Source organism: Paucibacter aquatile, from assembly GCF_002885975.1.
Taxonomy (GTDB): domain Bacteria; phylum Pseudomonadota; class Gammaproteobacteria; order Burkholderiales; family Burkholderiaceae_C; genus Paucibacter_A; species Paucibacter_A aquatilis.
On record NZ_POSP01000003.1, the window covers coordinates 3,609,507 to 3,632,609 of the forward strand.

The 23,103-nt window shown below is 66.9% G+C and carries 23 protein-coding genes; 16 read left to right on the plus strand and 7 right to left on the minus strand.

The features are described 5' to 3' along the window. Window positions 1–14: 14 nt before the first annotated feature. Entirely contained in the window at window positions 15–1,898 is a 1,884-nt protein-coding gene (locus C1O66_RS18675; protein WP_102769273.1) for a potassium transporter Kup, read from the plus strand. A 42-nt stretch (window positions 1,899–1,940) separates the two neighbouring features. Here the strand turns inward: C1O66_RS18675 and C1O66_RS18680 are convergent, their stop codons facing one another. After that, the gene (locus C1O66_RS18680) at window positions 1,941–2,723 is read right to left on the minus strand and encodes a class II glutamine amidotransferase (protein ID WP_102769274.1); all 783 of its coding nucleotides are present in this window, start codon (window positions 2,721–2,723) and stop codon (window positions 1,941–1,943) included. A 73-nt stretch (window positions 2,724–2,796) separates the two neighbouring features. Between C1O66_RS18680 and C1O66_RS18685 the strand changes: the two genes are divergently transcribed. Both C1O66_RS18685 and gshB read left to right on the plus strand, forming a co-directional pair. Further along, a complete protein-coding gene (locus tag C1O66_RS18685) occupies window positions 2,797–3,972 on the plus strand; it encodes a benzoate/H(+) symporter BenE family transporter (protein ID WP_102769275.1) in 1,176 nt (391 codons plus the stop codon). Between the two features lie 42 nt (window positions 3,973–4,014). Further along, window positions 4,015–4,974, plus strand: a complete 960-nt coding sequence (gene gshB / locus C1O66_RS18690) for a glutathione synthase (RefSeq protein WP_102769276.1) — start codon at window positions 4,015–4,017, stop codon at window positions 4,972–4,974. 89 nt (window positions 4,975–5,063) lie between these two features. Here gshB and C1O66_RS18695 read toward each other — a convergent pair whose 3' ends face one another. Continuing rightward, a complete protein-coding gene (locus tag C1O66_RS18695; protein WP_102769277.1) occupies window positions 5,064–5,687 on the minus strand; it encodes a PEP-CTERM sorting domain-containing protein in 624 nt (207 codons plus the stop codon). Window positions 5,688–5,982: 295 nt separating this feature from the next. Here C1O66_RS18695 and C1O66_RS18700 point away from each other — a divergent pair, with 295 nt between their 5' ends. The 3 genes from C1O66_RS18700 (at window position 5,983) to C1O66_RS18710 (ending at window position 9,574) form a co-directional block, all read left to right on the plus strand. Beyond that, window positions 5,983–7,089 (plus strand): S-(hydroxymethyl)glutathione dehydrogenase/class III alcohol dehydrogenase, encoded by a 1,107-nt coding sequence (locus tag C1O66_RS18700; protein WP_102769737.1) that lies wholly within the window; start codon window positions 5,983–5,985, stop codon window positions 7,087–7,089. Between the two features lie 2 nt (window positions 7,090–7,091). Further along, window positions 7,092–7,952, plus strand: a complete 861-nt coding sequence (fghA, locus tag C1O66_RS18705) for an S-formylglutathione hydrolase (RefSeq protein ID WP_102769278.1) — start codon at window positions 7,092–7,094, stop codon at window positions 7,950–7,952. Window positions 7,953–8,410: 458 nt separating this feature from the next. After that, window positions 8,411–9,574, plus strand: coding sequence for a GGDEF domain-containing protein (locus tag C1O66_RS18710; RefSeq protein ID WP_102769279.1), 1,164 nt, complete (start codon window positions 8,411–8,413; stop codon window positions 9,572–9,574). 112 nt (window positions 9,575–9,686) lie between these two features. Here the strand turns inward: C1O66_RS18710 and C1O66_RS18715 are convergent, their stop codons facing one another. After that, on the minus strand, window positions 9,687–10,400 hold the full coding sequence (locus C1O66_RS18715; protein WP_102769280.1) for a choice-of-anchor J family PEP-CTERM protein: 714 nt from the start codon (window positions 10,398–10,400) through the stop codon (window positions 9,687–9,689). Between the two features lie 258 nt (window positions 10,401–10,658). Here C1O66_RS18715 and C1O66_RS18720 point away from each other — a divergent pair, with 258 nt between their 5' ends. Together C1O66_RS18720 and C1O66_RS18725 are read left to right on the plus strand one after the other, a co-directional pair. Continuing rightward, window positions 10,659–12,536, plus strand: coding sequence for an ATP-binding cassette domain-containing protein (locus tag C1O66_RS18720; protein WP_102769738.1), 1,878 nt, complete (start codon window positions 10,659–10,661; stop codon window positions 12,534–12,536). Next, window positions 12,533–12,943, plus strand: a complete 411-nt coding sequence (locus tag C1O66_RS18725; RefSeq protein ID WP_102769281.1) for a hypothetical protein — start codon at window positions 12,533–12,535, stop codon at window positions 12,941–12,943. The genes C1O66_RS18720 and C1O66_RS18725 overlap by 4 nt, the downstream gene beginning before the upstream one ends. 29 nt (window positions 12,944–12,972) lie before the next feature. On the opposite strand, the gene C1O66_RS18730 is transcribed toward C1O66_RS18725, so the two are convergent. Both C1O66_RS18730 and C1O66_RS18735 read right to left on the minus strand, forming a co-directional pair. After that, complete coding sequence (locus C1O66_RS18730; RefSeq protein ID WP_102769282.1) at window positions 12,973–13,758, minus strand: fumarylacetoacetate hydrolase family protein; 786 nt, start codon at window positions 13,756–13,758, stop codon at window positions 12,973–12,975. Beyond that, on the minus strand, window positions 13,755–14,393 hold the full coding sequence (locus tag C1O66_RS18735) for a response regulator (protein WP_102769283.1): 639 nt from the start codon (window positions 14,391–14,393) through the stop codon (window positions 13,755–13,757). The genes C1O66_RS18730 and C1O66_RS18735 overlap by 4 nt, the downstream gene beginning before the upstream one ends. A 252-nt stretch (window positions 14,394–14,645) precedes the next feature. Here C1O66_RS18735 and C1O66_RS18740 point away from each other — a divergent pair, with 252 nt between their 5' ends. Beyond that, window positions 14,646–14,870 (plus strand): hypothetical protein, encoded by a 225-nt coding sequence (locus tag C1O66_RS18740; RefSeq protein ID WP_102769284.1) that lies wholly within the window; start codon window positions 14,646–14,648, stop codon window positions 14,868–14,870. Window positions 14,871–14,885: 15 nt separating this feature from the next. On the opposite strand, the gene C1O66_RS18745 is transcribed toward C1O66_RS18740, so the two are convergent. Continuing rightward, window positions 14,886–16,298: an aminotransferase-like domain-containing protein gene (locus tag C1O66_RS18745; protein WP_102769285.1), complete on the minus strand. Its 1,413-nt coding sequence runs from the start codon at window positions 16,296–16,298 to the stop codon at window positions 14,886–14,888. 73 nt (window positions 16,299–16,371) lie between these two features. Here C1O66_RS18745 and C1O66_RS18750 point away from each other — a divergent pair, with 73 nt between their 5' ends. From C1O66_RS18750 to C1O66_RS18765, 4 genes are read left to right on the plus strand one after another with little or no spacing between them, the layout of a single operon-like run. Next, window positions 16,372–17,178, plus strand: coding sequence for an aspartate/glutamate racemase family protein (locus C1O66_RS18750; protein WP_102769286.1), 807 nt, complete (start codon window positions 16,372–16,374; stop codon window positions 17,176–17,178). Window positions 17,179–17,231: 53 nt separating this feature from the next. Next, on the plus strand, window positions 17,232–18,440 hold the full coding sequence (locus C1O66_RS18755) for an aminotransferase-like domain-containing protein (protein ID WP_102769287.1): 1,209 nt from the start codon (window positions 17,232–17,234) through the stop codon (window positions 18,438–18,440). A 2-nt stretch (window positions 18,441–18,442) separates the two neighbouring features. Further along, window positions 18,443–19,291 (plus strand): PhzF family phenazine biosynthesis protein, encoded by an 849-nt coding sequence (locus C1O66_RS18760; protein ID WP_207796036.1) that lies wholly within the window; start codon window positions 18,443–18,445, stop codon window positions 19,289–19,291. A 26-nt stretch (window positions 19,292–19,317) separates the two neighbouring features. Further along, entirely contained in the window at window positions 19,318–19,953 is a 636-nt protein-coding gene (locus C1O66_RS18765) for a glutathione S-transferase family protein (RefSeq protein ID WP_102769289.1), read from the plus strand. A 29-nt stretch (window positions 19,954–19,982) separates the two neighbouring features. Here the strand turns inward: C1O66_RS18765 and C1O66_RS18770 are convergent, their stop codons facing one another. Next, a complete protein-coding gene (locus C1O66_RS18770) occupies window positions 19,983–20,453 on the minus strand; it encodes a c-type cytochrome (protein WP_102769290.1) in 471 nt (156 codons plus the stop codon). 211 nt (window positions 20,454–20,664) lie between these two features. On the opposite strand from C1O66_RS18770, the gene C1O66_RS18775 reads away from it, so the two are divergent. The 3 genes from C1O66_RS18775 to C1O66_RS18785 all read left to right on the plus strand — a co-directional run bounded on the left by C1O66_RS18775 (window position 20,665) and on the right by C1O66_RS18785 (window position 22,901). Then, on the plus strand, window positions 20,665–21,363 hold the full coding sequence (locus C1O66_RS18775; protein WP_102769291.1) for a cytochrome b/b6 domain-containing protein: 699 nt from the start codon (window positions 20,665–20,667) through the stop codon (window positions 21,361–21,363). Window positions 21,364–21,392: 29 nt separating this feature from the next. Then, window positions 21,393–21,884 carry a GNAT family N-acetyltransferase gene (locus tag C1O66_RS18780; RefSeq protein ID WP_102769292.1) on the plus strand — a complete coding sequence of 164 codons (492 nt, stop codon included), beginning with the start codon at window positions 21,393–21,395 and terminating at the stop codon, window positions 21,882–21,884. Window positions 21,885–21,983: 99 nt separating this feature from the next. Then, on the plus strand, window positions 21,984–22,901 hold the full coding sequence (locus tag C1O66_RS18785) for an SMP-30/gluconolactonase/LRE family protein (RefSeq protein ID WP_102769739.1): 918 nt from the start codon (window positions 21,984–21,986) through the stop codon (window positions 22,899–22,901). Window positions 22,902–23,103 lie beyond the last annotated feature (202 nt).

Consider the following 23,103-nt stretch of genomic DNA (forward strand, 5'->3'; position numbering starts at 1 on the left):
CGCTGCAACAACACGTGAGTTCTTCCAACACGGCCCGCTCGCCCTCCGCCTTGGCCGGCCTGACCCTCGGTGCTCTGGGGGTCGTCTACGGCGATATCGGCACCAGCCCGCTCTACGCGCTCAAAGAAGTTTTCCACGGCGGCCATGTGGCCACCACGCACGACAACATCCTCGGCGTGCTCTCGCTGCTGTTCTGGACGATGACCATCATCGTCTCGCTCAAATACGTGCTGCTGATCCTGCGCGCCGACAACAACGGCGAAGGCGGCCTGATTGCCATGTTGGCCCTGGCCACCAACGCGGTGAACAGCAGCCCGCGCCTGCGACGGGTGCTGATGTTGGTGGGTTTGTTCGGCACCGCCATCTTCTACGGCGATGCCGTGATCACACCGGCCATGACGGTGCTGGGTGCGGTGGAGGGCATCGATGTCTACGCGCCGCAGCTGCATGACGCCATCCTGCCCATGACCTTGCTGGTCTTGGCGGGCTTGTTCGCCGTGCAGCGCTTTGGCACCGGGGGCATCGGCAAGGCCTTCGGCCCGGTGATGCTGCTCTGGTTCGCCGCGCTGGCCCTGCTGGGCTTGCCCCATGTGATCGCCAACCCACATGTGCTGGTGGCGGTCAACCCGGCCTATGCGGTGGCCTTTTGCCTCGAGTACAAATGGGTGGCTTTCGTGGCCCTGGGCGCCGTGGTGCTGGTGGTGACGGGCGGCGAGGCGCTGTATGCCGACCTGGGCCATTTCGGCAAGAAGCCCATCCGCATCGCCTGGTACGGCATCGTCATGCCCTCGCTGGTGATCAACTACTTCGGCCAGGGCGCCATGCTGCTGGTTGAACCCGAGGCCGTGAAGAACCCCTTCTTCAACCTGGCTCCGGCCTGGGCCGAGATTCCGCTCTTCATCCTGGCCACCTGTGCTGCGGTGGTGGCCTCGCAGGCTCTGATCACGGCTGCTTTCTCGGTCACCAAGCAGGCGGTGCAGCTGGGCATCCTGCCGCGCATGCGCATCCTGCACACCTCCGTGCGTGACACCGGCCAGATCTACGTGCCCTTCGTCAACTGGGGCCTGTTCGTCTTCATCGTGCTGGCGGTGGTGCTGTTCGGTTCGTCCAGCAAGCTGGCCGGTGCCTACGGCATCGCGGTGACCATCGACATGACCATCACCACGGTCATGACCTTCTTCGTCATCCGCTACGGCTGGAAGTACCCGCTGCCGCTGTGCCTGCTGGCCACCGGTTTCTTCTTCATCATCGATGTGATCTTCCTCGGCTCCAACCTGCTCAAGTTGTTCGCCGGTGGCTGGTTCCCGCTGATGATCGGCATCGGCATGTTCACGCTGATGCTGACCTGGAAGCAGGGCCGACGCCTGCTCAGCAGCAAGCTGCGCGAGGACGCGATCGACCTCAAGAGCTTTCTGGAGGCCGTGTTCCTCAGCCCGCCACAGCGTGTCGAAGGCACGGCGGTGTTCCTGTCCGCCGAGGCCGGTGTGACACCCAATGCCTTGCTGCACAACCTCAAGCACAACAAGGTGCTGCATGCGCAGAACCTGTTCGTCACGGTCAAGCACCACGAGGTGCCTTGGGTGGGCTTCGACAAGCGGGTCCATGTGGAGCCGCTGGGCAATGCCTGCTGGGCCGTCAGCCTGCACTTCGGTTTCAAGAACGAGCCCGATGTGCCCTATGCGCTGAAGATGCTGGAGCAGAACGGCGTGCACCTCGACGAGATGGAGACCAGCTACTTCCTCTCACGCGATATCGTCATCCCGACGATCGGCAGCGGCATGGCGCTGTGGCGCGAAAAGCTGTTCGCCAGCATGCACCGCAATGCAGCCGCCGCGGCCGACTTCCTGCACCTGCCGACCAACCGCATCGTCGAGTTGGGCTCCAAGGTCGAGATCTGAGCTCGCTGCCGGCCCGTGCGGGCCGGCTTGGGGCAGCGCCCCTCAGCCCAGCGCCAGCCGGCTGAAACCCTCGCGCCCCAGGCGCAGCACCATGCCCTGGGGAATCAGCTCCCAGCCCTGCTGCTCGTCGGCCAGGGGCTCGGAGGCCACGACCAGGCCGCGTCCGCCCTCAGCCTCGCTCGCTTCGCGCATATAGAGCGTGGGCGCGCGCTTGTCGCTGGAGAAGCGGAAGGCATGCACCTGCTCGCCATCGGCCAGGGCGGCGGCAAAACGCAGGGGCTCGTGGATCTGCAGCACCTGCATCATGGCCAGGGTTTCGTTGAGCACCTGGTTGACCGCATCGGGCACCGATTCGCCCATCTCCATGCGGGCGATGATGAGCAGGAACAGCAGCTCCGAATCGGTGGCGCCCTTGCGCTGGGCGTAGAGGTGGTCGGGCAATCGCGCTTCCATCGCGCGGCGGATCTGGCCATAGCCGCCGATCTGGCCGTTGTGCATGAAGAGGTAAGGCCCGTAGTGAAACGGGTGGCAGTTCTGCCGCGCGATGCCGGTGCCGGTGGCGGCCCGCACATGGGCGAAGAACAGGTGGGAGCGCACATTGGCGCACAGGGCCAGCAGGTTCTCGTCCGACCAGGCCGGCATCACCTCGCGGTAGACGCCCGGGGTCTGGCGCTCGCCATACCAGCCGATGCCGAAGCCGTCGCCATTGGTCACCGCCTTGGCCTGATCGGCGCGCAAGGACTGCCGCACCAGGGAGTGCTGGGGCTTGCACACCAGCTCGTCGAGAAAGATCGTGTCACCGAGGTAGGCAAGAAAACGGCACATGGCTGCAGCGGCGTCAAAGTTCGGGCTTGAGCTTGCCACAACACGGGCGCAGGCAGCCCGCTATGCTGCGCGCATGCAGACAAAAAACGACTGGTTCCGGGATCTTTCCCTGTCCACGGCGGTGGCCGGTTTTGTGGCCGTGCTGGTGGGCTTCACCAGCTCGGTGGCCATCGTCTTTCAGGCCGCGCAAGCGCTTGGCGCGACCCCGGCCCAGACAAGCTCCTGGATGTGGGCCCTGGGCCTGGGCATGGGGCTGACCAGCCTGGGCTTGTCCTGGTGGTCGCGCCAGCCCATCCTGACCGCCTGGTCCACGCCCGGCGCGGCCTTGCTGGCCGCCACCTCGGGCCTGAGCATGCCGGAGGCAGTGGGGGCGTTCCTGTTCTGCGCCGCGCTGATCCTGCTCTTCGGCCTGACCGGCTGGTTCGAGCGCCTGATGGACCGCATCCCCTTGGCCGTAGCTGCGGCCTTGCTGGCGGGTGTGCTGGCTCGCTTCGGGCTCGATGCGGTGCTGACGGTCAAGAGCGCGCCCGAGCTGGTGCTGGTCATGGCCGCGGCCTATCTGCTGGGCCGGCGTTTCTGGGCTCGCTACGCCGTGCCGGGCGTGCTGCTGGCCGGCGTGGCCGTGGCGGCGGTGCAGGGGCGCTTGCACCTGGATGCCGTCGAATGGGCCTGGGCCGCGCCGGTCTGGACCGCGCCGCAGTTCAGTCTTGCCGCCCTGGTGGGCGTGGGCCTGCCGCTGTTCCTGGTGACCATGGCTTCGCAGAATCTGCCCGGCGTGGCGGCGCAGCGCGCAGCGGGCTACCGCACGCCGGTGTCGGCCAGCATTGCGGCCACCGGCGCAGCCAGCCTGCTGCTGGCGCCGTTTGGCGGCTATGCGCTCAATCTGGCCGCCATCACCGCCGCCATCTGCATGGGCCGCGAGGCCCATGAAGACCCGGCCCGGCGCTACACCGCGGCCATGGCGGCCGGCCTGTTCTACATCGCCCTGGGCCTGGCGGGCGGCGCCGTCGTCGGGCTGCTGGTGGCCTTTCCGCGTGAGCTGGTGGCAGCCGTGGCCGGCCTGGCCTTGCTGGGCACGATTGCAGGCGGCCTGCACAGCGCCCTGGCCGAGCCGGAGCACCGCGATGCGGCCATGCTGACCTTTCTCGTCACGCTCTCGGGCCTGAGCCTGCTGGGCATTGGCGCGGCCTTCTGGGGTGTGGTGGCCGGCTCGGCCGCTCTCGCCGTGCAGAAGCTGCGCAAGACCTGACCCCGATTTGTTTTTTGCCCCTTTTTGTGTGAGTGCATCCCCATGAAACTGCTGTTCGTTGCCGATCCCCTGGAGTCCTTCAAGATCCACAAGGACACGACCTTTGTGATGATGCGCGAGGCCTTGCGTCGTGGCCACCAGATCTGGGCTTGCGAGCCGCAGGATCTGGTCTGGCGTAGCGGCGGCCGCGTGGTGGCGCGCCAGGCGCGCGCGATTGCGCTGACCGGCCAGACGGCGCCCTGGTTTGAGGTGCTGGCCACCCAGGAGTTGGTGCTGGCCGAGACCGACGCCATCGTCATGCGCAAGGACCCGCCGTTCGACAGCGAGTTCTTCTACGCCACCCATCTGCTGGGCCAGGCCGAGCGCGAGGGCGCGCGTGTCTTCAACAAGCCGGCCGCGCTGCGCGACCATCCCGAGAAGCTGGCGCTGATGGAGTTTCCGCAGTTCTGCCCGACCACCTTGGTCACGCGCAGCGAGGCGGCCATCCGCGCCTTCCATGCCGAGCAGGGCGACATCATCCTCAAGCCGCTCGACGGCATGGGCGGCATGGGCATCTTCCGCGTCGGTGCCGATGGCCTCAACCTGGGCGCGATCATCGAGACCTTGAACAAGGACGGCGCCGAGACCGTCATGGTTCAGCGTTATCTGCCTGCCATCAAGGACGGCGACAAGCGCGTGCTGGTGATCGGCGGCAAGGTCGTGCCCTTCTGCCTGGCGCGCATTCCGCAGGGCGGCGAGGTGCGCGGCAATCTGGCGGCGGGCGGCAAGGGCGTGGCCCAGCCCATCAGCGCGCGCGACCGCGAGATCGCTGAAGCCGTCGGCCCGCTGCTGGCGGCACGCGGCCTCTTGCTGGTGGGCCTGGATGTGATCGGTGAGCACCTGACCGAAGTCAATGTCACCAGCCCGACCTGCTTCCAGGAAATCTTCGACCAGACCGGCTTCGATGTGGCTGCCATGTTCATCGACGCGCTGGAGAGCGCGCTGTCAGCGCCTGCGGCCTGACGCCGTCCAAAGAAAAAAGCACCGTGCAGCCTGGGCTGACGGTGCTCGTGGCAGGCGAGTGAAGCAAGGCGGCCTCAAGCCGCCTGCGTTCAAGCGCGCTTGCTGTTGCGGCGGCTGTATGCCAGGCCGCCGAGGGCCAGCAGGGTCAGGGCCAGGGAGGCGGGCTCGGGGACGTTGCTGGTCTTCAGGTTGTCGAAGTAGACGCTCTTGGACGAGATCCAGCTGGCGTTGAGCAGATTGCGCTCATTCAGCTGGAAGGTCTGGAAGCCGGTCCGGCGGTCCAGCTGGACGGTTTTCTTCGCGTGGCTGCCGTCGGCGTAGCTGAAGCTGAAGTCGATCGAATAGTCGCTGAACACCGAGCTTGGCAGGTTCAGGTATTCATCCAGATCGATGCTTTCGAAGTTGAAGCTGTGGCCGTCTTCGCGGGCCAGGGTGGTGGTGCTGGCGTTGAAGACGTTGTAGGCGAACACATTGCGCTTGTTGCCACGGCCCGATGCGTCGCTCATCAGGCAGGTCTCCAGGGGCTTGCGGCCGGACTTGATGTTGGCGCAGTCATTGCTGACCGTGAAACCCTCTTCGGTCACGGACTTGACGGCCTTGCGCAAGGTGTTGGCGCTGAAGTCGCTGAAATCGACGGTGGTGACTGGGGCAGCCAAGCTGGCGGCGCTGCTCAGGCCAAGCAGGGCACTGAGGGCGAGAAGACGAAAGTTCATGGGGATCCCTGGTATTCAGGTGGTATTGGTGCAACGCCGCGAATCCTAGGGATGGCATGCCGAACGGGCCATCGTGTAGCTGCGGGGGGTGTGTTGAAATCCGTGATCCAGTTCACGAAGTCCAGGGTCGATCCCCCTTGAATTGGTGAGCTGTCGGGAGGCCCCGGGTCCGGATTGGCACATGCAGCAAGGCGCCAACCGGCGTTCGCCAGCAGACCCGGTGCCGCGCGTTTATGCTGCGGCAGCCGTACTGCCCCAGTTGCCCTCCCTCCGCTTTTTTCAGGAGCCCCACATGATCAAAACCCGTGCCGCTGTTGCCTGGAAAGCCGGCGCCCCTCTGAGCATCGAAGAGGTGCAGCTGGACGGCCCGCGGGCCGGTGAAGTGTTGGTCGAAATCAAGGCCACCGGCATCTGCCACACCGATTACTACACGCTTTCGGGCGCCGACCCGGAGGGCATCTTCCCGGCCATCCTGGGCCATGAAGGCGCCGGCGTGGTGCTGGAGGTGGGCGAGGGCGTCACCTGGTTGAAGCCGGGCGACCATGTGATCCCGCTCTACACGCCGGAATGCCGCCAGTGCAAGTTCTGCCTCTCGCGCAAGACCAACCTCTGCCAGGCCATCCGCAGCACCCAGGGCAAGGGCCTGATGCCCGACGGCAGCGCCCGCTTTTCGATCGACGGTCAGTCCATCTTTCACTACATGGGCACCTCCACTTTCTCCAACCACATCGTCGTGCCCGGCATCGCCCTGGCCAAGATCCGCGAGGACGCGCCTTTTGACAAGGTCTGCTACATCGGCTGCGGCGTCACCACCGGCGTGGGCGCCGTGCTGTTCACCGCCAAGGTGGAGGCGGGTGCCAATGTGGTGGTGTTCGGCCTCGGCGGCATCGGCCTGAATGTGATCCAGGGCGCCAAGATGGTGGGGGCCGACAAGATCATCGGGGTCGACATCAACCCGGGCCGTGAGGCCATGGCGCGCCAGTTCGGCATGACCCACTTCATCAACCCCAAGGAGGTCGGCAACGTGGTCGACCACATCGTGCAGCTGACCGATGGTGGCGCCGACTACTCCTTCGAGTGCATCGGCAACACCAAAGTCATGCGCGACGCGCTCGAGTGCACGCACAAGGGCTGGGGCCGCTCCATCATCATCGGCGTGGCCGAGGCCGGCGCCGAGATCAGCACCCGACCCTTCCAGCTGGTGACGGGGCGCAAATGGGAAGGCAGCGCCTTCGGCGGCGCCCGGGGCCGCACCGACGTGCCCAAGATCGTCGACTGGTACATGGACGGCAAGCTCAATATCGACTCGCTGATCACACACAAGCTCAAGCTGGAGCAGATCAACGAAGGCTTCGACCTGATGAAGCGTGGCGAGTCGATCCGCGCCGTGGTGGAGTTCTGAGCATGGCCGAGCTGCAAGCGCTGGAGCTGCTCAGCGAGCATGGCTGTTTCGGCGGGCGTCAGCGCTTTTACCGCCATGCCTCGGCCGAGATCGGCCTGCCCATGCGCTTTGCGCTCTTCCTGCCGCCCGAGCCGAAGGCGCTGCTGGTGTTTCTGGCCGGCCTGACCTGCACCGAAGAAACCTTCACCATGAAGGCCGGCGCCCAGCGCCTCGCCGCCGAGCTGGGCCTGGCCCTGCTCATGCCCGACACCAGCCCGCGCGGTGCGCAGCTGCTGGACGAGGCCAAGGACTGGGACTTCGGGGTCGGCGCCGGCTTTTACCTCGATGCCAAGCAGCAGCCCTGGGCGCGCCACTGGCGCATGGAGAGCTACTTGATGCACGAATTGCTGCCAGGCGTGCAGCGTGAGTTCGGCCTGGCGGCCGAGCGCACCGGCATCTTCGGCCACTCCATGGGCGGGCATGGCGCCCTGGTGCTGGCGCAGCGCCATCCCGGCGCGTTCCGCTCGCTCTCGGCCTTCGCACCGATTGCCGCGCCCATGCAGTGCCCTTGGGGGCAGAAGGCGTTTCAGGGCTACCTCGGCGGCGATGCGGCCGATTGGGCGGCCCATGACGCGACGGCCTTGATGCTGATGCATGCCAAATCACGGCGGCCGCAGTTCCCGGGCGGCATCCTGATCGACCAGGGTCTGGCGGATCGTTTCCTGGCCGAACAGCTGCACCCCGAGGCCTTCGAAGCGGCCTGTGCCGTGGCCGGGCAAGCCCTGACCCTGCGCCGCCATGCCGGCTACGACCATGGCTATTACTTCATTGCCAGCTTCGTGGACGATCACCTGCACCACCACGCCAAGCAGCTCTGTGCCTGAGGGGGGCGCCGCATGCCGAGCCCGGCGCGGGCTCGCTGCGGGCTCAGGTTTTTTTGCGTCCTGGCTCGGCGCGCTGAGGGGCCGGGGGCACTAGGGCCGCTATGTTGCCTGCGTCGCTGGGCTTGGCCGGTGCATGGGCCGCCTGCTTGGGCTTCTTGACTTCTTTGTTGCCGCGCTGACTTTTGGTCATGGGGTGTGCTCGCTGAAAGGGGTTGAAGCAACCCCGGGGTGAATCGAGGCCTCAGCATGCGCGGCCGCCTGGCGCTGCGGCGGTGCGCTGGCGCACGCAAGCGGCGGGTTCGTGAAACCGGGCGCGCATTTCCTGCGATGCCGCTGGCGCCGCCCGGCTACCATGCGCATCCCCGCCCAGCGGTTTTCTCGCGGGCGGGCGGGCCCGCCAAGGCCTCTCCCGTCTGCCCCTCCTTCGCTCCCTCGTACTGCCTGCGCCATCGCCCGCTGTGGACCTTCGCACCTTGTTCCTGGCTCAAACAGCCTTGCTGGTCACCATCGCCGTGATGTTGTGGCTGGCGCGCGGCGTGGCCGACGAGGCCAATGGTCTGCGTTGCTGGACCTGGGGCATTGCTGCCGAGGGTCTGGCCTACTCTCTGCTGGCGGGGGCGGGCCATTTGCCGACCTGGCTGTCGGGCGGCGTGGCCAATGCCCTGGGGGCGCTCAGTGTGGCCTTGCTGTTCGTGGCCATCCGGCAGTTTCTCGGCCTGCGCTGGCGCTGGCCGCCTTTGTTCTTGATGGGCCTGGCCGTCACCGTGGTCGGCACGGCCTTTGGCGGCCGCTATGTCGGCGCCACCATCTTCAACGGCTTTGTCTACGGCATGCTGCAGTTGCTCAATGCCCATGTGCTGTGGCGTCACCGGCACAGCGCTGCGCCGGCTGCTGCTGCGGCGCCCGATGGCTTGTCCCGCGTGCAAAGCCTGGTGGCCCTGGCCCATCTGGCCATGGGCTTGGTGCTGCCGGCGCGCGCGCTGTTCTTGGCCCTCGGAGCGGCGAGGCCGGACTACCTCGATCTGCACACGGGCTGGCAGCAGCCACTGTTCGCTTTCAGCTTTGTCTACCTGGTGGTTTGTTGCCTGGGCTTTTTGCTGATGTGCAAGATGCGCGCTGAGCAAGAGGTGCGTGAACTGGCATTGACCGATGGTCTGACCGGTTTGGCGAACCGCCGTGCCCTCGACGAGGACATGGCCCAAGCCCTGTCCGGCGCGGCGCAGTCCGGGCGATCGTTCGCCGTGTTGATGATCGACATCGACCACTTCAAGGCCTTCAACGACCAGCATGGACATCGTGCTGGCGATGCCGCCCTGCGCCAGTTTGCCGCGCGCCTGCGCATGCAGCTGCCGGCCCAGGGGCGCGCCTACCGCTATGGCGGCGAAGAGTTCACCGTGATGCTGGCGGCCGCCGATGCCACGCAAGCCCTGGCGCAGGCCGAAGCCTTGCGCGCGGTGCTGGCCACCGACCTGGCTTCGCCCGAACCCGGCGTGCGCAGCGCCAGCATCGGCGTGGCGCTGTGGCAGCCCGGCGATCATGCCGACCGCCTGTTTGGCCGCGCCGACCGTGCGCTCTACCGCGCCAAGGCCGGCGGGCGCAATCGCGTCGAGCTGCAGGCCTGAGCGCCGGCGCGCATATCAGCGCCCGCAATGAAAACGCCCCGCAGAGCGGGGCGTTGCTGTGAGGCTGGCTCAGCCAGGGTCCCGGCCGAGAGGAAACCAACCAACCGACCGATCAGCGGTCTTGCATTTGCTTGCGGCGGCGCAGGCCGATGGCGCCCAGGCCCAGGGCCATCAGGGCGTAGGTGCTGGGTTCCGGCACGGCGGCAGTGATGCTGACGCTGTCGATGCCGATGTAGTCGGAGTTGTCGCCAGAGGGGCCACCCGAGTTCACGGTGTAGCGGAAGGCGATGGCGCCGTTGGTGGCACCGCTCAGGCCGCTGATGGTGGCGCTGTACTGGGTCCACTCACCGGGGTAGCCGCCTTGCTCCAGATTGGGGTTGATGCTCAGCAGCAGGGTGCTGAAGCTGCCAACACTGGTGGCGGTGTTGCCGACATCGGTGCCGCCGACATTGCTGAAGCGAACTTCCAGGCGATCGGGGTAGAGCGAATCGGTGACGCTGCGGCTCCAGAAGGTCAGGGTGTCGCCGTTGTTGAAGCTCAGGGTCGGGGTGATCAGCCAGTTGCTGATTTCGCCGGCGCCGGCCGTGTTGTTGAAGTTGGCGCCGATGTAGGAATTGGCCGCGCCCGATTGCGAAGTGAAGACGGTGGCATTGCCCTGGAACCAGTTGGTGGTGCCGATGGGGGCGCTGTTGTTCTTTTGGGTCCAGCCGGCGGGCAGGACGGTGTCGAAGCCTTCGGTCAGGTCTGCAGCCGCGGCATTGCCTGCAGCCAGGGCAGCGATCACGGCCGGCACCAGCGCGCGGGCAAAGATGGAACGTGCGGACATTGGGGTTCTCCTCAAAAGCGTTGGCAAGAGGCCGCGCGGCGAGCGCTCGGCGAAGTCTTCGGCGATCCTGCATGTCTTCAAAACCGTGCAGGACTGCACGTGTTCTCCTTGTACCCGCCCGCTTGAAATGACAAACCCATGAAATCCCTGGGGGACCCACCGGATCAAGGGGAGGGGAAACCAGCAGCTGCGCTGCGCCCGCCACACGCCGGCTGTCCCGTTTCGGGGCCGGCCTGTCCATCGGGGACAATGCGCGCCATGGCAGTCCTATCCATCTCCAATGCCCATCTCGCGTTCGGCCATGTGCCGCTGCTGGATGGTGCTTCTTTCTCGCTCGAAATGGGTGAGCGCGTCGGCCTCATTGGCCGCAATGGCACCGGCAAATCGTCCCTGCTCAAAGTGCTGGCTCAAATCGAGAAACTCGATGACGGGCTGCTGCAACTGCAGCAAGGCCTGACCAGCGTCTATGTGCCGCAGGAACCACTGTTGCGGCCCGAAGCCACCATTTTTGACGTGGTCAGCGAAGGCGTGGCCGAGGCCAAGGCCTTGCGCGAGCGCTACGAAATCCACGACCCCAATGACGATCTCGAGTGGATCGGCGAGCGCATCGAGCACATCGGCGGCTGGACCTGGGAGCAGCGCGTGGATGAAACCTTGCAGCGCCTGGGCCTGGATGGCTCGCGTGTGGTGGGTTCGCTCTCCGGAGGTTTGAAAAAGCGCGTGGCCTTGGGCCGCGCCCTGGTCGCCCAGCCCGATGTGCTGCTGCTGGACGAACCCACCAACCACCTGGACCTGGATGCCATCACTTGGCTCGAAGGTCTGCTCAACGATTTCAAGGGCTCGCTGCTGCTGATCACCCACGACCGGGCCTTTCTGGACAACGTGGCCAATCGCATCGTCGAGCTGGACCGTGGCCAGTTGCGCGGCTACCCGGGCAATTTCGCGGCCTTCACCGCCGCCAAAGCCTACGAGCTGGAAAACGAGGCCCTGTTCAACGCCCGCTTCGACAAGCTGCTGGCGCAGGAAGAGGTCTGGATCCGCAAGGGCGTGGAAGCCCGCCGCACCCGCAGCGTGGCCCGCATCCAGCGCCTGGAGGCCATGCGCCTGGCCCACGCCGCGCGCCGCGATGTGCAGGGCAAGGCCAAGCTGGACATCGACACCGGCGCGGCCAGCGGCAAGATCGTGGCCGAGCTGGAAAACGTCAGCAAGAGCTATGGCGACCGCGTCATCGTGCGCGACTTCACCGCCACCATCCTGCGCGGCGACAAGGTCGGCCTGGTCGGCTCCAACGGCGCCGGCAAGACCACGCTGCTGAAGATGATCCTCGGTGAGCTGGCGCCCGACGGCGGCGAGGTGCGCCAGGGCTCGCGCCTGACGGTGGCCTATTTCGATCAGATGCGCGACACGCTGAACCTCGACGCCACCTTGGCCGACACCATCAGCCCCGGCAGCGAGTGGATCGAGATCGGCACGCAGAAAAAGCATGTGAAGAGCTATCTGGGCGATTTCCTGTTCTCGCCCGCGCGCGCCAATTCGCCGGTCAAGAGCCTCTCCGGCGGCGAGCGCAACCGCTTGCTGCTGGCCCGCCTGTTTGCCCGCCCGGCCAATGTGCTGGTGCTGGACGAGCCGACCAACGACCTCGACATCGAAACCCTCGAGCTGCTGGAAGAGCTGCTGGCCGACTATGACGGCACGGTCTTCCTGGTCAGCCATGACCGCCGCTTCCTCGACAACGTGGTCACCTCGACCATCGTCAACGAAGGCGATGGCCGCTGGCGCGAGTACGAGGGCGGCGTGCAGGACTGGCTGATCCAGTCCAAGCGCGCAGCGGCCCTGGCAGCCAAGTCGGCACCCGCAGCTGCTCCGGCCCCCGCGCCGGTCGCCGCGCCAGCCCCCGCAGCTGTGGTGGCCAACAAGAAAAAGCTCAGCTACAAGGAGCAGCGCGAGCTGGACGAGCTGCCCGCCAAGGTGGCCGCGCTGGAAGCCGAGCAGAAGCAGCTGCACGCGCTGCTGGGCGGCACCGAGCTCTACAGCCAGGGTGCAGCCCGCATCGCCGAAGTGACCGACCGCGCCGCGCAGATCGATGACGAACTGCTGGGCCTGATGGAGCGCTGGGAAGTGCTGGAAGCGAAATGACGGCGCTGGCGGACCCGGACCGCGCGCAGGCCTTGGGCCAGGAATGGCAGGCCTTGTTCCGCGCGCACGAGTGCTACGAGTTCGGTGCCTTGGCGCTGAAGCTCTCCGCCCTGGTCTTGTGCGGCCTGGCCTGGGGTGCGAGCTGGCTTTGGGTGCTGCTGCCGCTGCTGTGGCTTCAGGAGGGCGTGCTCAAGACTTTCCAATCGCGCTTGTCCGATCGCCTGCTGCGCGTGGAACAGCTGCTGCGTGAGCCCGCCCCGACAGCAGCTGCGTTTCAGCTGCACAGCGAGTGGCTGAAGCAGCGGCCGGGCAGCGTGGCGCTGATGCTGGAGTACCTGAAGTCGGCCTTGCGCCCGACCGTGGCCCTGCCGTATCCGGTCTTGCTGCTGGCCCTGGCCTTTGTTTGAGGGCTTGAGGGCTCGGGCGGCGTGGCGCTTCAGAGCTGAACCTGCACCTCGCCCAGGCCCTCGAAGCGGACCCACAGCCGGTCGCCCGCCGCCAGATCGGGCATCACCAGCCAGGCGCCGGTGGTGACCACCGAGCCGGCAGGCACGACCTGACCTTCGCGGGTGGCATGGCGCAGCCATTGCGGCAGCAGCCAGAAGGGATCGCCCAGGGAATGGCTGCCTCGGGTGCGCTGCGGCGCCTCGTCGTTGCGCTGGATTTCGCAGACCTGCTGGGCCCAGTCACGCCCGGCTTGCGGTGGCAACCAGTCGCCCAGCACCAGGGCGCCATGCGAGAGTGCATCGACCTGGCGCAGCCAGGCCGGCGCGGCCTGGGCTTGCAGCCAGCGTGAGCTGACCAACTCGGCCGAGACGGCCATGCCGTCCACCAGGGCCGCGGCCTGCAGGCCGTCCAGCGTGGCAGCCCGTGCGGCATCGACATCCTGGCCCAGGCGCAGGGCGATTTCGGCCTCGATGCCGGGGCGGTTCAAGCGCAAATCGTGCAGGGTGGCCGGGCTGCGGCGCACGCCGCGTGGGGGCAGGGCGGCATGGCCCAATGCCGCTGTGCGCGAGGGGCCGCCGCTCTTCCATGCTTGGGGCTCATGGGCCTGATTGCAGCCCAGGCGGCGCGCCAGATCTTGCTGGGCGCAATCGATCAGCGCGGAGTCTGGGGGATCGATCGGCCAGGCGCCGGCATCCAGCAAGGGCCCGCCCCACCAGGCGGCAGCCAAAGTAGCCGGGAGTTCATCGCGGACACGCGCCCTGTCTTCGGAGTTCACAGGCGCTGCAGCTTGTGGGCCGGGATCAGCTCGGTCTTGTTCTTGAGCTGCACGACCAACTCACCGCTGCGCACCACGACGTACTGCACGGTATCGGACTGGCCCTCGTACTTGACCTTGTCGCCCGCGCGCAGCTGCGGCGGCAAGGGCGGAAGCACGATCTTGGGTGGCAGATGGCCGGGACCTTGTTGTGCCTTCATCACGGCATTCAGTCGCTGCGCCAGCTCCGGGCGTTCCTGAGCCAGTTGCTCCAGCGAACGGCGCATGGTGGTCTTGAGGTCATCGGCGGTGAAGGGCTTGCGCAGCAGAAAGCGCGAGCCGGCTGCCGCGGCCTCGGCCTCATGCGCCGGCGTGATCTCGAAGCTCAGCAGGGCGAGGCGGCAACCGGGGTTGACTGTTTTCAGTCGTTGGAAGAGCGCGATGCCGCTCAGATCGGCCTTGGGGAACCAGTCCGTGATCAGAAAGTCGGGCTTGAATTCCAGGCCAATCGTCAAGGCCGAGGCGGTGTCGCCAGCATTGCGGATGGAATGGGAGGGAAAGCCAAAGCCTTCCAGCAGTTGGCGGGCAAAGGTCTGAACACCCGCCAGGGCATCGACGACCAGAAAACGGAGCTCGTTGTTCGCGGGGGCACTCATGACCAGGAAACGGGGAAGGGCGGCTGCACGAAACGGTGAATTCCCCGTGGAAGGGGGCCGAAAAGGGCGATGTTAGCCCCGTGGCACGTTGTTTTCGGGTCGCGCGACGTTTGTAGTACCTCGAGCCATGTACGAATGCCGCCCGCGGCGGTCGCCGCGGCGACAGGCGGTACTTGAACTCCCGTCTTTTTGAGTGGGATAATTTCCCACGCAACAAGATTTCAAGAACCGACGAGGGATGAGGCCATACAGATGAAATCCAAACATGACTGGTTGCGCGCCGGTTTGCGTGAGTTGATCTGGTTGTGTCCGGCCGTGGTGGTGGCCGCGCTGGCCCTGAGCCTGGCTTCGTGTGGCAGCGGCATGGCCGATCTGGCCTTGCGGCCGGTCGAAGCCGACGCGGCCCTGCCCGCGCGCATCAACGAGCCGATGGCGGACACCTTTTGCAGCCCGGCCCAGCCGCGCTGCCTGGCCTGAAGCACCGCCCGGGATTCAGGCCTTGCGCAGCTCGGCCAGCAGGCGCCAGAAGCGCGCGTCTTGCGAGGTGGCGAAATTGATGCGCATCAGGGTGCCGGCGCGTCGTGTCGGACTGAACAGCAAGCCGGGCGCGATCAGCCAGCCGGCGTCCAGCATGCGCTGGGCCAGGCGTTCGGTGTCCACGCCCACCTCCAACCAGCCGAACAGGCCTTGCGGCGGGGTCACGAACTGGCAGCCCGCCTCTTCGGCCAGGCGCACGGCACGCTGCCGCGCGGCGTCCAGGCGCGAGATCACCCGTTCGGCATGGCGGCGCAGCTGGCCTTGCTCCAGGCAAATGGCCACGGCCCGGTCCATCATCGGGCTGGTGGTCAAGGTGGACAGCAGCTTCAGCTCGGTCAGCTGATGCACGATCTTGGCGCTGGCGGCGACGAAACCGACCCGCCAGGCCGGGGTCAGGATCTTGGAGAACCCGGAGACGTAAATCGTGCGCTTGAGCCCGTCCAGGGCCGAAAGCCTCGGCACATGGTTGGGTGCCAGGAAGGCATAGGTGTCGTCTTCGACCACCAGCATGTCGGCCGCTTCGACCAGCTTGAGGATCTGGTGCGCGCTGGCGAGTGACAGGCTGTTGCCCGTGGGGTTGTGCAGCACCGAGACGGTCACATACATGCGCGGCCGGTGCTCGGCGATCAATCGGGCCATGACCTCCAGGTCGGGCCCCTGCGGCCCACGCGGCACCGGCAGCAGGCGCATACCCGCTTGCGACAGGCGCGCGTACTCGATGGCCCAGCCCGGGTCATCCACCAGCACCGCGTCCCCGGGCGTCAGCAGGCAGCGCGTGATCAGGTCCAGGGCATGGGTGGCGCCCACGGTGCTGATGATCTGCTCAGGCGCCGCGTGCACGCCCAGGTCCTCCAGGCGCCGGCTCAAGGCGCTGCGCAGACGCGGGTCGCCGCCGGGCTCGCCATACTGCAGGGCCAGTTGATCGGGTTCCTCGCTCTGGCTGACCACCCGGCGCATGGCGCTCTGCAACATGGGCAGGTCCAACCAATCGCCGGGCAGGGTGCCCAGGCCTGGGGCATGGCGGGCGTCTGCCTGAAACATGCCGCGGATCAAGGCGCTGGCATCGATGGGTGCCGGGGTGGTCGTCGCCGTCTGGGCCGGTGCCGACTTGGCTCGGGGGGCGTGGACCTCGCGCACAAAAAAGCCACGCTGCTTGCGCGCTTCCAGCAGGCCGGCAGCCAGCAACTGGTCGTAGGCCGCCACCACGGTGTAGGGGCTGACGCCATGGTGGCGCGCGCACTCACGCACCGAGGGCAGGCGAGCGCCGGGCAGGATCAAGCGCTGCTGGATGCGTTCGGAAAACCGCAGGGCCAGCTGCTGGGCCAAGGGCAGGCTGGCGCTGCGGGACAAAGCTGTGCTGGTGCTCATGCCGATACAGATTCTGAAAATGTGCGGCGAAGTGTATTGGGTCTGTATTGGTTGAGGCCGCTAGACTGGGCCCATGAAATTGCTGGGCATCCTCGGGGGCATGAGTTGGGAATCGAGCGCGCATCTGTACGCGCTGCTCAACCGTGAGGTGGCGGCTCGCCTGGGCGGCCTGCACAGTGCCCGGCTCGTGATGCACAGCGTGGACTTCGCCGAGATCGAAGCGATGCAGGCGCGCGGCGACTGGGCCGCGGCCGCCCGCCTGCTGGGCGAGGCCGGCGCCGGGCTCAAATCGGCAGGCGCCCAGGCCTTGCTGCTGGCCACCAACACCATGCACAAGGTGGCCGATGAGCTGCAGGCGCAAGCCGGTTTGCCCTTGCTGCACATTGTTGATGCCACCGCCGCGGCCCTGCAGGCCCAGGGTTTGCGCCGGGTCGGCCTGCTGGCCACGCGCTACACCATGGCGGCTGACTCCTTCTACCAGCAGCGCATGGCCCGCCATGGCATCGAATTGCTGACCCCGCCGACTGAAGCGGCGGCCGAGGTCCACCGCATCATTTACGACGAGCTGTGCCGCGGCCAGTTGAACGCGTCGTCGCGGGCCCAGTATCTGGACTGCGTCGCCGAGCTGGCCGCCCGCGGCGCCGAAGGTGTGATCCTGGGCTGCACCGAGGTCGGGCTCTTGCTCGATGACGCGGCGCAGGCCTTGAGCCCCCTGCCTTTTTTCGACTCGACCGTGCTGCAGGCACGGGCCGCGGTCGATTGGATGCTGGATGGCGCCGAGATCGCCCCGCACGGTGGTAAAAGCCTGAATGAGAGCCCGGGTGAGCTTGCCCCCACGAGGGCGGTGCCGACATCAGGCACGCAAGAATCCACGCAGTGACCGAATCGCCTTCCTTGAATGAATTGTTGTTGAATCCGCAGGAGACAAGAAGCATGAGCAGCATCTGGAACCAAGCCCGCCGCGCGGCGCGCATGAACCCGTCCATCATTCGCGAGATCCTCAAGGTCACCGAAAAGCCAGGCATCCTGTCCATGGCCGGCGGCCTGCCTTCGGCCGAGACTTTCCCGGTCGACGCGCTGAAGGCGGCCTGCGACGAGGTGCTGAGCAAGAACGCCAAGGAAGCCCTGCAGTACGCCGCCAGCGAGGGCTTCGGCCCCCTGCGCGAATGGGTGGCTCAGCGCATGGCCAGCCTGGGCATGACGGTCAGCCCCGATCAGGTGCTGATCACCAGCGGCTCCCAGCAAGGCCTGGACCTGGTCGGCAAGATCCTCTGCGATGCCGGCGCGCCGGTGGCCGTGGAGACGCCCACCTACCTCGGCGCCCTGCAGGCCTTCACGCCCTACGAGCCCAACTTCGTGAGCCTGGCCAGTGACGAGCAGGGTGTGGACCCGGCCGAGTTTGCCCGCCTGCCGCATGACGCGCCCGGCACCCGCTTTGCCTATCTGCTGCCCAATTACCAGAACCCCACCGGTCGGGTGATGAGCCTGGAGCGCCGTCAGGCCGTGATGGCCGCGGCCAAGGCCGCCAACGTGCCGGTGATCGAAGACAACCCCTACGGCGACCTCTGGTTCGACGAACCGCCGCTGCCGGCCCTGGCCTCCTTCTGGCCGGAAGGCACCATCTACCTGGGCAGCTTCTCCAAGGTGCTGACGCCCGGCTTCCGCCTGGGCTTCATCATTGCCCCGAGCGAGCTCTACCCCAAGCTGCTGCAAGCCAAGCAAGCGGCTGACCTGCACACCCCGGGCTTCAATCAGCGCGTGGTCTACGAGGTGGTCAAGAACGGCTTCCTCGACGAGCATGTGCCGCTGATCCGCGCCCGCTACAAGGCCAACCGCGATGCCATGGCCGAGGGCCTGAAGAAGCACCTGCCGCCGGGCTGCGTCTGGCAGAGCCCCAAGGGCGGCATGTTCTTCTGGATCCGCCTGCCCGAAGGCCTGAATGCCATGGACCTGCTGCCCAAGGCGGTGGATGCCGGCATCGCCTTCGTGCCCGGCGCGGCCTTCTACGCCCAGAACCCCGACCCGCGCACCCTGCGTCTGTCCTTTGTGACCCTGACGCCGCCGCAGATCGAGGAAGGCGTGGCCATCCTGGGCAAGGTGCTGCGCGACGCGCTGGACAACGGCGCACAGCCCACGCCATGAGCTTGCAAAGCCGCCGCTTCGCCCAAGTCGACGTCTTCACCGCCATGCCCTTGCTGGGCAATGCCCTGGCTGTCGTCATCGACGGCCAGGGGCTCAGCGACGCCGCCATGGCCAGCTTTGCCCGCTGGACCAACCTCAGTGAAACCACTTTTCTGCTGCCGCCCACGCAGCCGGAGGCGGATTACCGGGTCCGCATCTTCACCCCCGGTGGCGAGCTGCCCTTTGCCGGCCACCCGACGCTGGGCTCGGCCCACTGCTGGCTGGCTGCCGGCGGTGTGCCCAAGCACAAGGGGCGGGTGGTGCAGGAATGCGAGATCGGTCTGGTGACGATCAAGCGAGGCGGCGATCACAAGCGCGAACGCCTGGCTTTTGCGGCACCGCCGCTCAAGCGCTCGGGCCCGGTGGCGCCTGAGCTGCATGAGCAGGTCTTGCGCTCGCTGCGCCTGCCCGCCGAGGCGGTGCTCGATGTGGTGTGGGTGGACAACGGTCCGGGCTGGATGGCGGCCCGCCTGGCCTCGGCCGAGGCGGTGCTGGCCTTGCAGCCCGATTTCGCGGCCATGCAGGGCCTGAAGCTCGGCGTGGTCGGCGCCTACCCTTCGGGCTCGCCCCAGCAGTTCGAGGTGCGGGCCTTTGTGCCGGATCTCGGTGTGCCGGAAGACCCGGTCACCGGCAGCTTCAATGCCGGCCTGGCGCTGTGGTTGATGGATGCGGGCCTGGCGCCCGTACGCTACACCGCAGCCCAGGGCGCCAAGCTGGCGCGTGCCGGCCGCATCCATGTCTTGCGCGATGACGAGGCCACCTGGATCGGCGGCGATGTCGTGCCCCTGATCGAGGGCGAAGTCCGCCTTTGATGGATGTTTGAAGGGACGCCTGCACCATGACGCTGCAATTGCTAGGCAAAGCCAGCTCCATCAATGTCCGCAAGGTGCTGTGGACCTTGGCCGAGCTGGGGCTTGAGTTTGAGCGCCAGGACTGGGGCGCGGGCTTTGCCGCCACCGACACGCCCGAGTTCCGCCGCCTCAACCCCAATGCCATGGTGCCGGTGCTGCGCGACGGCGATTTCGTGCTCTGGGAGAGCAACAGCATCTGCCGCTACCTGGTGGCGCGCGAGCAGCGCCATGTGCTCCTGCCGCAAGCGCCCCGGGCGCGAGCGCAAGTCGAGCAGTGGATGGACTGGCAGGCCGGCGAGTTCAACAACGCCTGGCGCTATGCCTTCATGAGCCTGGTGCGCCAGAGCCCGGCGCACCAGGACCCGCAGCTGCTGGCCCAAGGCGTGGCGGGCTGGCACCGCCATGTGCAGATCCTCGACGCGCAGCTGGCCCGGACCGGCGCCTTTGTCTGCGGCGAGACCTTCACCCTGGCCGATGTGGTGCTGGGCCTGTCCTTGCAGCGCTGGCGCGTGGCGCCGCTGGACGAGGCGGGCCGGCCCGAGGTGCCGGCGGCCCGCGCCTACCTGCAGCGCCTGGAGCAGCGCCCGGCCTTCATGGCCCACGGTGCCAACGGTCAGCCCTGAAATCCAGGGCGGGCCGTCAGCGCGGCCGCTTATTCGTTGCGGAAGTTGTCGTGACAGGACTTGCAGGTGCTGGCGGCCGGACCGAAGCTGGCCTTCAGCTGTTCCACGGTCGCAGGTTTGGCCGCAGCCAGCTTGGCGACCTCGTCCTGCATCTTCTTGGCGGCTTCGTCGAACTTGGCGCGCTCGCTCCAGATCTCGGCCTTGGCGCCGCCCTTGTCCTTGCTGGCCGTGCCTTCGACAAAGCCGTGGAAAGGCAGGCGCGAGAGGTTGGCGACGATCTCGGCATTGCTCGCCGCAGCCGCAGCATCAAACGGGGCGCGGCCCTGGACCATGGCGCCCATGCGGCTGAAATGCGCACCAATCAGGGTGAAGGCGGCTTTGCGGTACTTGATGGCATCCTCGGGTTTTTGAAACTGGGCCTGTGCCGGCAGGCTGGTGCCGAGGGCGGCGACGCTCAGGAGGGTCAGGCTGAGGGCGTGCTTCATCGAGATCTTCTTCATGGTGCGTGAGGTCCTTGTGGCAGAGGCAGGAAGGCAGGAATGAACGAACAACAAGAGAAAGAAGCGTCGGCCCGGGGCCGGCGCGCTGAGTGTACGGAAGACCTGGAACTTGTGCGGGGCTGCCGCCGCGTCGCCGCTGGGTTATCGTTGCCAGCTGTGAGGCGGCATGCCTGGGTGCTTGCGTTGCCAGGTGGCAAAAGGAGGTCCGTCCATGTCTGAGGACTCGACGAGGGTGGGTGTGCAGGTGCGGGTCTGGGACCTGCCGACCCGTTTGTTCCATTGGGCGCTGGCGCTGTGCGTGCTGGGCTCGGTGCTCAGCGCCAAGATCGGTGGCAACGCCATGATCTGGCATGCGCGCCTGGGCTATGCGGTGCTGGCCTTGCTGGCTTTTCGACTGGCTTGGGGTCTGGTGGGCGGGCACTGGTCGCGCTTTGCCAGCTTTCTCTACACCCCCGCAGCCCTGCTGCGTTATCTGCGCGGACAGCCGCGCGAGGGTGATCATTTCGATGTGGGGCACAACCCGCTGGGCGCCTTCTCGGTGCTGGCCATGCTGGCCTGGCTGGGCCTGCAAGTGGGCTCGGGTCTGATCGCCGATGACGAGATAGCCTTCAGCGGCCCGCTCGTCGCCTGGGTCAGCTCTGAGGTGAGCCTGGCCTGGACCCACTATCACAAGAGCTACGGGCAATGGGGGCTGTTCCTGTTGCTGGGCCTGCACCTGCTGGCGATCGCCTTCTACCGCCTGCGGCGCCGCCAGGACTTGATCGGCCCCATGCTCTCGGGCGACAAACATCTGCCTGCTGCCGTGCCGGCCAGTGCCGACAGCTGGGCCACACGCCTGTTTGCGCTGACCTTGTTGCTGGCCTGTGCCGCCGGGGTCTATCTGCTGGTGACGCCGGCCCCGCCCACGTGAGGCAGGTGGCCAGTACACTGCAGCGCTGCATGGAAAGCCCTCGCATCACCCTGATCACCCCAGACGACGCTGAAGCCTGGTCCGCCACGCGCGAGATCCTGCGCGATTACAGCGCCAGCTTGCAGGTGGATCTGTGCTTCCAGGATTTCGAGGCCGAACTGGCCTCGCTGCCCGGCCAGTATGAGCCGCCCGGCGGCTTGATGCTGCTGGCGCTGGTTGATGGCGCCGTGGCCGGTTGCGGCGGGTTTCGCAACCTGCCTGAGGTCGATTACCCCAACGCCTGCGAAATGAAGCGCCTGTTTGTGCGCCCGGCCTTCCGCCGCTTCGGCCTCGGGCGCATGCTGGCCCAGGCCTTGATCGACCGCGCCACCCAGGCCGGCTATTCCAGCATGCTGCTGGACACCCTGGACGATATGGAGGCCGCTCGCGGCCTGTACGAGAGTCTGGGTTTCGAGGCCGTGCCGCCGTATTACTTCAACCCGATCCCGGGTGCGCACTACCTCCGTGTCGAACTGGCCTGAGGGTCGCCGCACAGCAATCGCGGCGCGGGTCTGAGTTTCATCGGGTTACGGTCGTAGCATGGGCTCTTGCATCTCGCCTCTGCCCCCGCCTCGATCGCCATGAATTCAGAAGCCTCGACCCCGCCCTACACCATCACGCCCGCCGGCCCGACGCCGGCCTTGCTGGGTGAATCGCCGCTGTGGAGCGTGGAGGAGCAGGCGCTCTACTACGTCGACATTCCTGCCAAGCAGGTGCTGCGCCTGCACCCCGCCTCGGGCGAATTGCGGCAATGGCCCATGGCCAGTGAGCCCGGCTGTATCGCGCTGATCGAGGGCGGCGGACTGGCCGTGGCGCAGCGCCAGGGGCTGTTCCGACTGGATCTGGAAAGCGGTGCCTGCAGTCTGCTGGCGCCGCCGCCGTACGACCCGGCGCGCCAGCGCTTCAACGACGGCAAGCCCGATGCGCAGGGCCGGCTCTGGGTCGGCGGCATCGACGATGCCCGCGCGCCTGACGCTGCGCTGTACCGTTATGGGTCAGCCGGCTTTGTGCGCGCCGAAGGCGGCATCACCACCTCGAACGGCCTGGCCTGGAGCCCGGATCAGGCCTGGATGTATTGGTCCGACACCAAGGCGCATGAAATCTACCGCCTGCCTTTCGATGCCGAGACCGGTGCGTTGGGAGCGCGCCAGACCTGGGTGCGTTTCGAGCCGCGTGCGGCCGGCCAGTCGCTGGATAGCTACGGCGGACGGCCCGACGGTGCAGCCGTGGACCAGGAGGGCTGCTACTGGGTGGCCATGTACGAAGGCCAGCGCCTGCTGCGGCTCTCGCCCGAGGGGCAGGTCTTGAAGGAGGTCAAGTTGCCGGTGAGTTGCCCGACCATGCCGACTTTCGGTGGGGCCGATCTGCGCACGCTCTACATCACCACCGCCAGCGATGGCCGCCCGGCCGAGGAGCGCGCGGCCCAGCCCTGGGCCGGTTGCGTGCTGCAGATGCGGGTGGAGGTGCCCGGCTGGGCGCCCCATCAACTCAAGCTCTGAGCCGCTGGCGCCCCAGAATCGGGCGCCCATGCCCCTCGGACTTGCAGGGCTGTCAGCCAAAAGTCATGGTCCTTGAAGATCATGCCGCCGGGCCTGGAAAGGCCGGCCGGCGGGCGCTTTGAAGCTAGCTTGGCATCGGTCTTTCGGCCTCGGGCGAGGGGCTGCGGCAGGGGTTTGGGAGGGCTCCCGGTGGCGCTGGCTT